Source organism: Yoonia sp. BS5-3, from assembly GCF_038069655.2.
GTDB lineage: Bacteria > Pseudomonadota > Alphaproteobacteria > Rhodobacterales > Rhodobacteraceae > Yoonia > Yoonia phaeophyticola.
Map to the genome: position 1 here is coordinate 1,871,555 of NZ_CP150951.2, position 13,615 is coordinate 1,885,169.

General features: G+C 56.1%; 13 protein-coding genes, 1 tRNA gene and 1 riboswitch. Of the genes, 8 read left to right on the top strand and 6 right to left on the bottom strand.

All coding sequences use genetic code 11. The features are described from left to right. Positions 1–196: 196 nt before the first annotated feature. Positions 197–272, bottom strand: a tRNA-Lys gene (locus AABB29_RS09420). An 86-nt stretch (positions 273–358) separates the two neighbouring features. Between AABB29_RS09420 and dapF the strand changes: the two genes are divergently transcribed. Genes dapF through AABB29_RS09440 form a run of 4 tightly spaced genes read left to right on the top strand, consistent with a single transcriptional unit; the run spans position 359 to position 3,699 of the window. Beyond that, positions 359–1,186: a diaminopimelate epimerase gene (gene dapF / locus AABB29_RS09425; protein WP_341369110.1), complete on the top strand. Its 828-nt coding sequence runs from the start codon at positions 359–361 to the stop codon at positions 1,184–1,186. Continuing rightward, positions 1,171–2,442: a tRNA (N(6)-L-threonylcarbamoyladenosine(37)-C(2))-methylthiotransferase MtaB gene (gene mtaB, locus AABB29_RS09430; protein WP_341367164.1), complete on the top strand. Its 1,272-nt coding sequence runs from the start codon at positions 1,171–1,173 to the stop codon at positions 2,440–2,442. The genes dapF and mtaB overlap by 16 nt, the downstream gene beginning before the upstream one ends. A 5-nt stretch (positions 2,443–2,447) precedes the next feature. Beyond that, positions 2,448–3,089, top strand: coding sequence for a glutathione S-transferase (locus AABB29_RS09435; protein ID WP_341367163.1), 642 nt, complete (start codon positions 2,448–2,450; stop codon positions 3,087–3,089). A gap of 10 nt (positions 3,090–3,099) precedes the next feature. Further along, complete coding sequence (locus AABB29_RS09440; protein ID WP_341367162.1) at positions 3,100–3,699, top strand: glutathione S-transferase; 600 nt, start codon at positions 3,100–3,102, stop codon at positions 3,697–3,699. 18 nt (positions 3,700–3,717) lie between these two features. Here AABB29_RS09440 and AABB29_RS09445 read toward each other — a convergent pair whose 3' ends face one another. Continuing rightward, positions 3,718–4,365, bottom strand: a complete 648-nt coding sequence (locus tag AABB29_RS09445) for an outer membrane beta-barrel protein (RefSeq protein ID WP_341367161.1) — start codon at positions 4,363–4,365, stop codon at positions 3,718–3,720. Between the two features lie 429 nt (positions 4,366–4,794). Here AABB29_RS09445 and petA point away from each other — a divergent pair, with 429 nt between their 5' ends. From petA to AABB29_RS09460, 3 genes are read left to right on the top strand one after another with little or no spacing between them, the layout of a single operon-like run. After that, positions 4,795–5,379 (top strand): ubiquinol-cytochrome c reductase iron-sulfur subunit, encoded by a 585-nt coding sequence (gene petA / locus AABB29_RS09450; protein WP_341367160.1) that lies wholly within the window; start codon positions 4,795–4,797, stop codon positions 5,377–5,379. A 12-nt stretch (positions 5,380–5,391) separates the two neighbouring features. After that, complete coding sequence (locus tag AABB29_RS09455) at positions 5,392–6,735, top strand: cytochrome b N-terminal domain-containing protein (protein ID WP_341367159.1); 1,344 nt, start codon at positions 5,392–5,394, stop codon at positions 6,733–6,735. A gap of 15 nt (positions 6,736–6,750) precedes the next feature. Continuing rightward, entirely contained in the window at positions 6,751–7,608 is an 858-nt protein-coding gene (locus tag AABB29_RS09460) for a cytochrome c1 (protein ID WP_341367158.1), read from the top strand. 31 nt (positions 7,609–7,639) lie between these two features. Here AABB29_RS09460 and AABB29_RS09465 read toward each other — a convergent pair whose 3' ends face one another. The 4 genes from AABB29_RS09465 to AABB29_RS09480 all read right to left on the bottom strand — a co-directional run bounded on the left by AABB29_RS09465 (position 7,640) and on the right by AABB29_RS09480 (position 12,369). After that, positions 7,640–8,371: an ATP-binding cassette domain-containing protein gene (locus AABB29_RS09465; RefSeq protein WP_341367157.1), complete on the bottom strand. Its 732-nt coding sequence runs from the start codon at positions 8,369–8,371 to the stop codon at positions 7,640–7,642. Further along, the gene (locus AABB29_RS09470; protein ID WP_341367156.1) at positions 8,358–9,887 is read right to left on the bottom strand and encodes a thiamine/thiamine pyrophosphate ABC transporter permease ThiP; all 1,530 of its coding nucleotides are present in this window, start codon (positions 9,885–9,887) and stop codon (positions 8,358–8,360) included. Before AABB29_RS09470 ends, AABB29_RS09465 begins: the two co-directional genes overlap by 14 nt. Further along, positions 9,863–10,852 (bottom strand): thiamine ABC transporter substrate binding subunit, encoded by a 990-nt coding sequence (gene thiB, locus AABB29_RS09475; protein WP_341369109.1) that lies wholly within the window; start codon positions 10,850–10,852, stop codon positions 9,863–9,865. The genes AABB29_RS09470 and thiB overlap by 25 nt, the downstream gene beginning before the upstream one ends. A gap of 35 nt (positions 10,853–10,887) precedes the next feature. Beyond that, positions 10,888–10,986, bottom strand: a riboswitch (TPP riboswitch). Between the two features lie 60 nt (positions 10,987–11,046). Then, a complete protein-coding gene (locus AABB29_RS09480; protein WP_341367155.1) occupies positions 11,047–12,369 on the bottom strand; it encodes a dicarboxylate/amino acid:cation symporter in 1,323 nt (440 codons plus the stop codon). Positions 12,370–12,505: 136 nt separating this feature from the next. Here AABB29_RS09480 and aroC point away from each other — a divergent pair, with 136 nt between their 5' ends. After that, positions 12,506–13,609, top strand: a complete 1,104-nt coding sequence (aroC, locus tag AABB29_RS09485; RefSeq protein ID WP_341367154.1) for a chorismate synthase — start codon at positions 12,506–12,508, stop codon at positions 13,607–13,609. Positions 13,610–13,615: the final 6 nt, after the last annotated feature.

Consider the following 13,615-nt stretch of genomic DNA (forward strand, 5'->3'; position numbering starts at 1 on the left):
GGTCCGCTATGCGGGCTGCGCTCGCAGAATTGTCGTAAGTTGGCCAAAGTCCGCAATGGGCCGCTAGCAATCAAGGAGGCGGCATCTCGCCAACACAAAACCTAGCTACTCGTAGCAAAGAGTTAATATTCAAACGAAAAAGCGAAACACTTTTGTCAAAAGAGACAAACCAAGTGTCATCTTACATGGAGGAAAATGGTGAGCCGTGATGGGTTCGAACCATCGACCTACTGATTAAAAGTCAGTTGCTCTACCAACTGAGCTAACGGCCCACGTGGGGGGCTACTTAGAAAGGCAGGGCGTCGCGGTCAACCCCCAAAAGTCGACATGGCTGGATATGTCTGATTGCATTGTCTATATGCCCGCTATGGCTTTGAACGATGAGACATATCTGCCCTTCATGAAGATGCATGGGCTGGGCAATGACTTTGTTGTCGTGGACGAGAGGGAATCGCCCCCTCGCGTTGATTCTGCCTTGGCCATTGCTATCGCCGACCGTCATCGCGGGGTTGGTTTTGATCAGCTTGCGGTCCTGTCGCCGACCGATCAGGCTGATGTGCGTCTTACCTTTTGGAATAGTGATGGATCGCAAGCTGCCGCATGTGGCAACGCCACCCGCTGTATCGCGCGGTATCTGATGCAAGAAAGCGGTAGCGTTTCCTTGCGGATACAGACCGAACGCGGTCTGCTGCATGCGGTAGATGCCGGTGGTGGCTTAACTTCGGTCAATATGGGCCGGCCCATGATCGATTGGCAGGACGTTCCATTGGCGCATGACATGGATACCCTGACGCTGCCTATTGAGGGCGCGCCCACGGCCACCGGTATGGGCAATCCGCATTGCACGTTCTTTGTGGCGGATGCTGAGGCGGTCGACCTTGAGGCGCGGGGGGCGGAGATAGAGCATCACCCCTTGTTCCCCGAACGTACCAACGTGCAATTCGCCAGTCAGATCGGTCCAGATCATCTCCGCATGCGCGTTTGGGAGCGCGGGGTGGGTGTTACGCTTGCCTCTGGCTCATCATCTTGTGCGACGGCGGTGGCGGCGGTTCGGCGTGGTTTGGCGGGGCGTGATGTCAAGATTGATCTCGATGGCGGACAAATCGCGATTTCCTGGCGCGATGATGGGGTTTGGATGACTGGCCCCACAGCGCATGTCTTTGATGGCAAATGGCGGCTGTCATGACAACAAAGCCTCCTGTCTTTTCTAATCACGGATGCCGCTTGAACGCCTACGAGGCCGAGGCCATGAAGGATTTGGCCAGTGCTGCGGGTGTCACGGATGCTGTTATTGTGAACACCTGTGCCGTCACGTCTGAGGCAGTGCGTAAGGCGCGCCAGGATATTCGTAAGTTACGCCGCGATAACCCCGATGCAAAGCTGATTGTCACCGGATGTGCCGCCCAAACGGAGCCCGAGACTTTTGCCGCGATGGCAGAGGTTGATATTGTCATCGGCAATACCGAAAAGATGGATCCGGCCACCTGGCAGGGCATGACGCCCGACCTGATCGGCGCGACCGAGCCGGTGCAGGTAGATGACATTATGTCCGTGACCGAAACGGCAGGTCACCTGATCGATGGTTTTGGGACCCGCAGCCGGGCCTATGTTCAGGTTCAAAACGGCTGCGATCATCGCTGCACCTTTTGCATTATCCCTTATGGTCGCGGAAATTCACGATCAGTTCCCGCAGGGGTCGTCGTCGATCAGATCAAGCGCCTTGTCGGCAGCGGATACAATGAGGTTGTTTTAACGGGTGTTGACTTGACCAGCTGGGGCGCAGATTTGCCTGCAGCACCCAAGCTGGGCGATCTTGTTATGCGTATCCTCAAGCTGGTGCCGGACCTGCCAAGGCTGCGGATCAGCTCAATCGATAGTATTGAAGTTGACGAAAATCTGATGCAAGCGATCGCGACCGAACCACGTTTGATGCCGCATCTGCATTTGTCTTTGCAGCATGGTGATGATCTGATCCTGAAAAGGATGAAGCGGCGGCATTTGCGCGATGACGCCATTCGGTTCTGCCAAGACGCGCTGGCGCTCCGGCCGGAAATGACCTTTGGGGCAGACATTATCGCCGGGTTCCCGACCGAGACGGACGCGATGTTCGCAAATTCGCTTGCTTTGGTGGACGATTGCAACTTGACGTGGCTGCACGTGTTCCCCTACTCGCCGCGCCCCGGTACGCCCGCCGCGCGGATGCCGCAGGTCCACGGACCGATAATCAAGACACGCGCGGCCGCTTTGCGCGCGGCCGGGCATCGGAAAATGGCACAGCATTTGCAGGCTCAGATCGGGAAAACGCATCAGGTCTTGATGGAAAACCCTCGCATGGGCCGGACGGAGCAGTTTGCTGAGGTGCGCTTTGGTGATGACCAACCCGAAAGTCAGATCGTTCAGGCCGTGATATCCGGGCATGAAAATGATCAATTGGTGGCGTAGGCGCCATGGCCCGTCTTCCACATCTTTGGTCATTTCGGCGTTGCCCCTATGCGATGCGCGCCCGGCTTGCGATAGCGGCCAGTGGTTTGCAGGTTGAGCTGCGCGAAATTCTTTTGCGGGAGAAACCAAAGGCTTTCTTGGATACCTCTCCCAAGGGAACCGTGCCTGTGCTTTGCGCCGATACGGTTGTTGAGGAAAGCCGGGATATCATGATGTGGGCGCTGTCAAAAAGTGATCCGCTGGGTTGGCTAGACATGCCGCCTGAGGGGGATGCTCTGATCGATACTTGTGACGGCCCGTTTAAACAGGCGTTGGATCACACCAAATATGCGGTCCGTTTTCCTGATCTTGATATCGCCGAAGAGCGCGACAAAGCTATGGTATTTCTGTCAGATTTGAACGACCGGTTGCACGAGAGGCCCTATCTGATGGACGTAGACCCAAAGCTTGCGGACATGGCCATCCTGCCGTTCGTGCGTCAATTCGCAAATACGGACCGTGCATGGTTTGATCGCCAAGGGCTCGGGCCGCTGACCGCTTGGCTTGATCGTTTTCTAGCTTCAGAGCAGTTTACGGCGATTATGACGAAATACCCACCATGGGTTCCCGGGCAGAAGCCAGTTATTTTCCCCCCATCACAAATCTAAGGATTTTATCATGCAATTGCTGATTTCGCCCGCATCCCCGTTTGTTCGCAAGGTGCGTGTGCTGCTGCGCGAAACCGGGTTGCTTGGGCAGGTCCAAGAAGTGGAAACAAGCACGTCTCCATTGGCATCTGACGCTGCGCTTGTCGCGGCGAACCCGATTGCAAAGATACCGACCTTGATCCGCACAACTGGTCCAGCGCTTTATGACAGCCGAGTCATCACGCGATTCTTGAACGATTACGCGGATGCATCGCTTTATCCAGAAGCGCGCATTTGGGACATTTTGGCGCTTGAGGCGACGGCGGACGCGATTATGGAGGCGGCGGTTAGTATGACATATGAGGCTCGATTTCGCCCAGAAGAGGCGCAGTCAGCCGATTGGGTCGAAGCCCAGTGGAATAAGGTAAATCGCGCGATCTCTGCCCTGAATGACCGCTGGATGAGCCATCTGTCAGGTCCATTAAATATGGGTCAGATTGGAGCAGCCTGTGCGCTGTCTTATGTCGATCTGCGGCATGACGCGCGGCAGTGGCGCAATGGGAACGCGGAACTGGCCGCCTGGCACGCGGCGTTTTCGAAGCGTGAAAGTATGGTTGCAACTGCGGCCTAGACCGATCTGAACAGGTGATCAGAAGTTAAAGCTAACGCCGACATTTACGGCGTTGGTCACGATATCCGTTTCCAGCGTTCCACCTGTTTCCAGATCAGCCGTATTCGAGGAAAAAGTACCTTTATACTCACCAAATACGGACCATTGGTCGTTGATATCGTAAGAAGCGCCTGCAATCACCGTCGCGGCAGGGCCGGTTAACTGGTAACCGAATGTCTCTGACGATCCATTGGTCACCTCAACATGCGGCAGTGCAAACCCTAGCCCGCCGCCAACATAAGGCGTTACGTCCCCGAAGGCATCATTCCAGCGGCGATACGCATTGACAGTCAATGTGTTCAGACCATCGGTGAATTCCAGTACGTCATACCCGGCTGGCAGGTCGTCATTTTCCGGGTAGACCTTGTTATGCGCGAAATCGAGCCCGTAACCAAAGCTTTGCGATTGCCAGCGGGTGGCGCGAATCCCGTAGTAAATCGGTGCCTCGCCAGACCGACCTTCCCAATCCTGGGTGAAATCATCATCTGCGATCACATCATCGCCGCGAATCGTGATATCAGACGATGGCGCAGATTGTACGCCGCCATAAAAACTAAGCTCCACCTCGGCGAAAGCCGATGCGGGGGCAAAAGTTAGACAGCATATGAGTGCGGCAGCACGATTCATAAGGCGGGGTTCCCGAAGCGAGAGTGGTATCTTTGGCGTATAGGGACGCTCTTATGCTGACAATAAAACATTAAGTGAGGCTTAAGCGAATCCCGCAATCTGTGTCGCCACTGTCACAAATGTCCGAGTTTTAAGGGAAATTTGCGGAATCTTGCCGATAGGCTCGGCGGATTTTGGATCATGATTGTGACGCGCGGTGTTCTGTATCCGGGTGATTTTACGTTTCCGCTCGAAATCCGATTCTGGGAAGGTGTTAACCAACTCTTGGTGCTTTTGCGTCAAGTGAGTCTATAAGACGGGCCTGCGCCCGATTGTCCGCTGGACGTGGCTGGTTTTGATGGCTAAACAGCGGCAGAACGGGCAAGTGGCAGCATTTGTCCGAGTTTCGTATGGGCCGTTTGCCCAACTAAAGAATCGGAGATGCACCCAGTGTCATACGCAGACGACCACCAGGGCACACGCCGCGACTTTATCTATTACGCAACCGCCAGTGCGGGCGTTGTTGTAACAGGTGCAGCAGTCTGGCCGCTGGTCAACCAAATGAACCCATCAGCAGACGTTTTGGCTTTGGCCTCGATCCGCGTTGATGTTGCAGATGTCGCCCCTGGCACGCAGCTGACAGTATTGTGGCAAGGTAAGCCGGTCTTTATCCGGCACCGGACAGGCGCTGAGATCCAGGAAGCCGCGGCACAAGACGCGGATTTTGATAGTTTCCCCGACAAAAATGCACGCAACGATAATATTGATGCTGCGGCACTGGCAACGGACGAGAACCGGACCGTTCCATCGCCCGAAGGTGAAGGGGCAGGGGCCTGGATCGTACAAATGGGCGTCTGCACGCATCTTGGCTGTGTGCCGCTTGGCGACGGTGCTGGTGATTTTGGCGGCTGGTTCTGCCCTTGCCACGGCTCGCACTATGATCTCGCTGGCCGGATCCGCAAAGGTCCTGCGCCAAGCAATCTGCCTGTTCCACCCGCCGCGTTCGTCGACGGCACGACAATCGAACTCGGTTAAGGAGAGAAAGCCATGGGCGGTATTCCCCACGACCATTATGAACCCAAGACGAGCGGCGAAAAGTGGCTGCAATCGCGCCTTCCAATCGTCGGGTTGCTTTATGACACATTGATGATCCCCACTCCCAAGAACCTGAATTGGATGTGGATTTGGGGGATCGTTCTGGTCTTTACGCTGGTGTTGCAAATTGCGACCGGCATCGTTCTTGTGATGCATTACGTACCGCATGTCGATATGGCCTTTGCGTCGGTCGAGCATATCATGCGTGACGTGAACGGCGGACATATGATCCGTTACTTCCATATGAATGGCGCGTCACTGTTCTTTGTCGCGGTTTATGCGCATATGTTCCGGTCGCTTTACTATGGCTCCTATAAAGCCCCGCGCGAGGTGACGTGGATCGTCGGGATGCTGATGTATCTGCTGATGATGGGAACGGCCTTTATGGGCTATGTGCTGCCTTGGGGGCAAATGTCTTTCCACGGGACAGCCGTGATCACAGGCCTGTTTGGTGCGATCCCGTTCGTGGGTGAAAGCATCCAGACATGGCTGCTCGGGGCGAATGCGGTTGGCCAACCAGCGCTGAACCGGTTCTTCTCGCTGCATTATCTGCTGCCTTTTGTTTTGCTGGGTCTGACGATCGTGCATGTTTGGGCGTTCCATACGACCGGGAACAACAACCCAACTGGTGTTGAGGTCCGTCGCGGCTCGAAAGAGGAAGCGGCCAAGGATACGCTGCCATTCTGGCCCTATTTCGTGATCAAGGACCTGTTTGCGCTTGCCGTGATCCTGACCGTCTTTGTTGCGATTGTTGGTTTCATGCCGAACTATCTGGGCCACCCAGATAACTACATTCCAGCGAACCCGCTGGCGACACCATCGCATATCGTACCTGAATGGTATTTCTTGCCTTTCTACGCCATCCTGCGCGCCTTCACGGCTGATGTCTGGGTCGTGCAGATCGTACAGTTCCTGAGCTTCGGGATCATTGATGCGAAGTTCTTTGGGGTCCTGGCGATGTTTGGTGCGATTGCCGTTATGGCGCTCGCCCCATGGCTCGATACATCAACAGTCCGCTCGGGTCGGTATCGGCCAGCGTTCAAATGGTGGTTCTGGCTGCTGGCTATCGACTTTATGGTTTTGATGTGGGTTGGCGCGCGCCCGGCTGAATTCCCGTATGATTGGATTTCGCTGATCGCCTCGGCTTACTGGTTTGCCTACTTCCTGGTGATCCTGCCATTGCTGGGTGTTTTGGAAAAACCTGATACGCCGCCGGCGACCATCGAAGAAGACTTCAACGCGCACTACGCGCCGAAGGGCGACGGGGCTGCACCCATTGCCAAGCCGGCCGAGTGAGAAAGGACGATACTCATGTTCCGTAAGTTCACTCTCACAGCTGCGACAACGCTGGCCCTGTTCACAGGACCGGTCATGGCCGCAGAGATCGAAACCGAAATCCATGATTTCGCGTTCTCCTTCGAAGGTCCGTTTGGTAGCTTTGACCAGATGCAGCTGCAGCGCGGCTTGCAGGTTTACACAGAAATCTGCGCGGCCTGTCACGGGCTCGAGCTGGTAGCATTCCGTACTTTGTCCGATGACGGTGGGCCGGGCCTGCCTGAGGATCAGATGCGGGCCTACGCCGAATTCTACGAAGTGTTCGATCAAAGCCTGTTTGACGGCGAAGGCGATTTTCGTCTGGCGACCCCAGCTGATAAATTCCCATCGTCCAGCCTGTCCAATGCGCCGGACCTTAGCCTGATGGCCAAGGCACGCGCCGGTTTCCACGGCCCCCACGGGACCGGGATCAACCAGTTTGTCAAAGGTATGGGCGGCGCAGAATATATCGCCTCGCTGCTGACTGGTTACCATGATGAGCCTGAATGCGCCCCAGAAGACGAGCCTATGGATGGCTACTATAACGTCGCGTTTGCGGCAGGCGGTTTCCCGGACTCTTGTATCGATGACCACGGGCACCATATGGTCCCAGGCAGCTGGATTTCGATGGCGCCTCCGCTCTATGGGGATGATGTTGTCTATGCGGACGGCCATTCAACCGATCTGGAACATGTGGCTGAGGATGTGGCCGCATTCCTGATGTGGACGGCAGAACCGAAAATGATGGCACGCCAGCAGGCTGGCTTGACTGGCTTCCTGTTCCTGGTCGTCCTGTCTGTGCTGCTATATCTGACAAACAAGCGTCTTTGGGCGCCGCATAAGCACAAAGACTAAAACCAATGGTTTTTGACCCAAAGGCCCGCGTTTAACGCGGGCCTTTTTCGTTGGGCTGATTGGTCGACTTTTGTCCAAGATACGTGATGAAAGCCTCCGGTGGATTGGCAAACAGATCAGCCGTCGGGCTTGGAGGCTGCACGAAACCGTCCGCAACCAGCGCCACATCATCTGCAATACGCTGAGCATCCGCTGGATGGTGAGTGACCATAATGACGGTCTTGCCGGTGGCCGCCAGCAGATGCTGGACCAGATCAAGCATTTCGTCTTTTAGACCCGGTCCAAGCGCTGCGAAAGGTTCGTCCAGCAATGTGACTGGTCTGTCGCCAAGCAAGATGCGGGCAAGCGCGGCGCGGCTTTGTTGCCCGCCAGACAATGCTCCAGGTTTACGGTCGGCAAACCCGTCAAGCCCGACACGAACCAGCACATCTGTGACGGCCCGTTTCTGGTCGGTCGATAGTCGCAAGCCTGCGGTCAGCGCCAATCCGACATTCTGGCCGATGGTCAGGTGTGGAAACAGGTTATTATCTTGAAAAAGAATGCTCATCGGCCGTTGCCCGGGCGGGTCTTGGTGAATGTCACGTCCCTCCCAGACCACCCGACCAGCAACGGGGGTAAGGAAACCAGCCAAGGCCGCCAGCAGGGTCGATTTACCTGCGCCGGAGGGGCCGATTAAAGCTGTCACCTTGCCCGGCGCAAAATCCAAATCCGCGCGAAGTGTAAATTCGCCTTGCCTTAGTCTCAGATCGTCACATGTCAGCATTTACGCGTCCTCCGCGATCACAAATCCAGAACAAGGCCAGGCTTAGCGCCAGCAAAATCAAAGCGGCACCTGCGGCTGCCTCCATTCGGTAAGCCCCCATCAAGCGATACATCGCCAGGGGCAACGTTTCCTCGGACTGTCCAGCAAAGAGTGTGATCACACCCAGATCACCCATGGATAAAGCTGCCGCCAAGCCAGCGGCGAACCCCAAAGGGCGCCGCACGCGTGGAATGACGACAAGTCGCACCCAGGCCCATCCGGTCAGGTTTAAAGATGCGCCGAGGCGGCCAAAATCGACCGTGCATTGCGCAACTGCGGGGGCAATGGCGCGTAGCGCGAAGGGCAGTGCCAGCGTCGCGTTGACCAGCATCGTCACTGGCAGGGCGACATCCGCAGGACGGATGAACGGAAAGACAATCAAGAAAGCACCGGTTCCGACCACCAGCCCTGATGCGGCAAGCGGCAAGACCCCGATGACGGCCACCATTGCGCCGCCCCGCAACGCAAGGCTCAGCGCCATAGTGACACATAATGCAGAAGACCCGATCGCGACGACGACCGAACGCAGCGCAGCGGGCCATACGGATGCAGGAAGTTCGAGCAATCCAGGTAGGCCGCGTAGTACAATCATCCCCAGCGGCACCAATAGAAAAAGGGCCGAAGCCGCAATCATCAGATAATCTAGCCATGCGCGGGACAAGTCCCAGCGCTGCACAACCCGGTCAAGCCCGGCCCCCATCGTGCCAAGCGCACTTACCCGCCATGCAAACACAGCGGCAATCACACAGATGAAAAATTGGATACAAGCCAGCAATGCCGCACGGTTAAGATCAAAGTCAAAGCGCAATGCCTGATAGATTGCCAGTTCAACCGTTGTTGCGCGGGGGCCACCGCCAAGGGTCAACGCAACTGCGAAACTTGTCAGGCAGATCAGGAAGATCACCAAAAATGCGCTGGGCAGGACACTGCGCAGCATGGGGATCTCCAACAGCCCTGTCACCGACACATCCAGCGTCGCGGCCAGCCGAAACCGTTCTGCGGGAATGGAGAGCCACCCTTGCAAAATCAGCCGAATGGCAAGCGGCAGGTTAAAGAACACATGGGCTAGAACCACACCGTGAAACCCAAATATCGAAATCGGGGAAAGGCCCACAGCCACAAGTAACGTATTCAAAAGGCCCTCACGGCCAAAAACAGCCAACAGCCCCAGAACCGCGACGATGACGGGCAATAGAAACGGGGCGCCAAGCAACGTGATCAATACCTGCCGTCCGGGAAACTGACGTCGGGCCAATGCCCGGGCTACTGGAATAGCCAGCACGACACTGATCAAAGCAGAAGCAAGGGCCTGCAGCACTGTAAAACGGATCGCGGCCCAATCAGCTGAAGACAGGCCGCCGGACCACTCGGCGCGGAAGGCGACCGCACCGAGTGTGCCAATTGTCAGGATCAGCACCAGCACCACCGCAGCCGCGCAGGGCCATCGCGGCGCTATTGCGAAAGCGCGGCGCGCCATTCATCCAATGCCGCGTCTCGCCCTGCAGCAGCTTCCTCGGGCGAGAATAGCAGCGCCTTTGCAGGTGTCAGCAACGTGTCGAACCCGGCGGGCAGCCCATCTGTTGGGGTGACGGCCGGATACATCCAGTTTGTCGTTGGAATGACGCTTTGGAAACCGTCAGACACCATGAATGCCAGGAATTGATCAGCTAGTTCAGGCTGGTCGGTTCCGGCAACTTTGCCTGCGACCTCAACCTGCATGTAGTGACCTTCGTCAAAGGCCCATGCGCGTTTGCTGTCGTCATCCTCTGCAATCAGGTGATAGGCGGGCGAGGTTGTGTAGGACAAAACCGCATCCGCTTCGCCATCAAGGAACATGCCATAAGCCTCAGACCAGCCGGGGGTGACGGTAACAATATTGTCCGCCAGATCAGCCCAGATCGTATCGGCCTGATCGCCGTAGGCTGCTTTCACCCACATCAACAGTCCCAGGCCTGGGGTGGATGAGCGCGGGTCCTGGATGACGATCTTTGTCTCACTATCGGCGAGGGCGCGCAGCGATGTGGGCGCTGGTGCCCCTGTATTTCCCACAAATGCAAAATAGCCCCAATCGAAGGGAAGGAATTCAGCGTCGTCCCATGCGATAGGCAGGTCAAAATCGACATCAACGCCATGCGGTGCGAATAACCCGGTTTCGCGGGCTGCTGCCGTCAGATTGGTATCAAGTCCCAGAACGATATCCGCTTCGGTACGCGGCCCTTCAAGCTGCAGCCGTGCCAGCAGTGCGGCGCCATCACCAGCGCCAATGAATTGCAGATCGCAGTTACAGGTTTCTTCAAACGCAGCTTCAACAGCCGGGCCGGGGCCCCAATCGCTGACGAAACTGTCATAGGTCATGACTTGCAGCACCGGGGTCTCGGCCAAAGCGCCAGTGGCGCAAAGGGCAAGTCCCGCAACAGCTGGCAGATAGGTGGTTTTGGTCATCATATCCTCCAAATGCGACGGACGGATTTGGGGATAGCGTTTAGGCTAACCTTCCCTCCGCCGGTCTTAACCGGTTCAGGTTCAACGGGTCCGCATGATGCATCTCAGCCAGATTGGCCCCCCGAGGTACGCTGTGAATACGGGTTGAAGAGGGAAATGAAAAGGGCCGCTGCAGCAGCGGCCCTTTTTTGGGTTTAGGCGACTGCCCCGTGGGGCATTTCAACATCGTCATCGTGGACGACGCCCGCGTTTGGATCATTGAAGACTTCAAGATCGATCTTGCCTTCGCCCTTGGCGACGATCGATGTGACAACCGCATCACCCGTGATATTCACGGCTGTTCGGATCATATCCATCAGACGGTCAACGCCCAAGATGATGGCGATACCCTCGATCGGCAGGCCGACCTGGCTCAGGACCATGGTCAACATGACCAAACCAACACCCGGTACACCTGCGGTCCCGATTGAGGCCAACACAGCCATGCCAATCACGGTCATATAGCCAGCAAGACCCAGGTCAATCCCATAGACATTTGCCAGGAACACTGTTGCAACACCCTGCATAATCGCCGTTCCATCCATGTTGATGGTGGCACCGAAAGGAATGCAGAATGACGCAACTGAATCGTTCACACCGACCCGCTCGGTCACCGATCTGTAGGTCACTGGGATAGTGGCGTTCGAACTTGCCGTTGAAAAAGCAAAAAGCTGCGCCGGACGCATCTTACGCATGAAGGTGATCGGGTTCAGACCCGCCAATACTTTGAGCATCCCCGGCAACGTGACGAACAAGTGGATCATCAGCGCGGCGACCAGTGTGATGACATAGCCCATCACCGGCATGAACAGACCGATCCCTTGCTCTGCGAAGGTCTTGGCGATCAGGCAGAACACACCATATGGGGCGAAATGCATGACGATCTGTACAACCTTCATCATCAGCTCATTCATGTACTCGCAGCCTTTGACAAAGTCTTCGGACTTAGCGCCCAGCATCAGCACAGCAATGCCCAGAATGACCGTGTAAAAGATCACCTGCAGCATCTCGCCATTGGCAAATGCAGCAATCGGGTTGGTTGGAACGATATTTGCAAACACAGACCAAACAGTTGGCGCTTCACGCCCGGTGACGCCGGTTGTATCGATTCCCTGCATGTCAAAGCCCTTACCGGGACCAATCAACGAGGCCAAAACGATGGCAACGGTAATCGCCATGGCCGTGGTCCCAAGATACAAAAAGAACGATTTTGTGCCGACACGGCCCAAAACGCGGACATCACCAATACCTGTGACCCCGCCTAGCAATGAGAAAAAGACCAGGGGCACGACAAGCATTTTCAATGCGTTGACAAACATCGTGCCGATCATTGCAAACAAGCCCGCAACAACATGATTGTTTACAAATTCACTGCCTATCATGTTGAAAATCACGCCAACGACGATACCAAGGCCCATCGCGATCATGATCTTCATTGTCAGTGACATCCCTGTGCCACCACTCGTTTCGGTAGTCATTTTTATACTCCCCGTTGTTAATCGCTCTAGCTTTGCACAACTTTCGCGAATGACAAAACATTCGGCGGTTCCAAGCTTGATTGAATACGATCAGGGTTTGCTGTAACCGATGGCTGATCAATACTAAGGCACTCTTATGTCACTGAACAGCTTCGGCCACCTTTTTCGTTTCACCACATGGGGCGAAAGCCACGGGCCTGCCCTCGGGGCTACGGTCGACGGCTGTCCGCCGGGTGTCCCGCTGGAAGCGTCGATGATCCAGCAGTGGATGGACAAGCGCCGCCCGGGGTTGAACAAGAATACGACCCAGCGGAATGAGCCTGATGCCGTTAATATTCTGTCCGGCGTTTTTGAGGGGCAAACAACCGGAACGCCGATCCAACTGATGATCCAGAACACGGATCAGCGTTCGAAGGATTACGGCGATATCGCCAACACATTCCGTCCGGGCCATGCCGATATAACCTATCACCAAAAATATGGTCTTCGGGATTATCGCGGCGGCGGGCGGTCCTCGGCCCGCGAAACCGCGTCGCGGGTTGCGGCTGGCGGAGTAGCACGCGAGGCGATCAAAGCCATTGTGCCGAACGTCCAGATCAAGGGTTACATGACCCAGATGGGTGCAAAGCAGATTGATCGGACCCGTTTGGACTGGGCGCAGATTGATCAAAACGACTTTTTCTGCCCCGATGCGCAGGCGGCAGAAGAATGGAATGATTACCTTGGCTGGCTCCGCAAGGATGACCATAATTCGGTCGGGGCTATCATTGAGGTTGTGGCGCGCGGTGTGCCGGCTGGTATTGGGGCGCCGATATATGGCAAGCTTGATACGGATTTGGCTGCGGCGATGATGTCGATCAACGCGGTCAAAGGTGTAGAAATCGGCGAAGGCATGGCCGCGGCAGCGCTGACAGGGCGCGATAACGCGGATGAGATTTTCATGGGGCAAGACGGGCCAGAATACAGCTCAAATCATGCAGGCGGCATCTTGGGTGGGATCAGCACGGGGCAGGATATTGTTGTGCGCTTTGCGGTAAAGCCCACGTCGTCAATCCTGAGTCCGCGCAAATCAATCCGCATGGATGGCAGCGCCACCGAGGTGGTGACCAAAGGCCGCCATGATCCTTGCGTCGGCATTCGGGCCGTGCCGGTAGGCGAGGCTATGATGGCCTGCGTGATTCTTGATCACCTATTGCTCGACCGGGGACAAACGGGCGGTAGACGCGGGCAAATCGGCTAAGTGCGA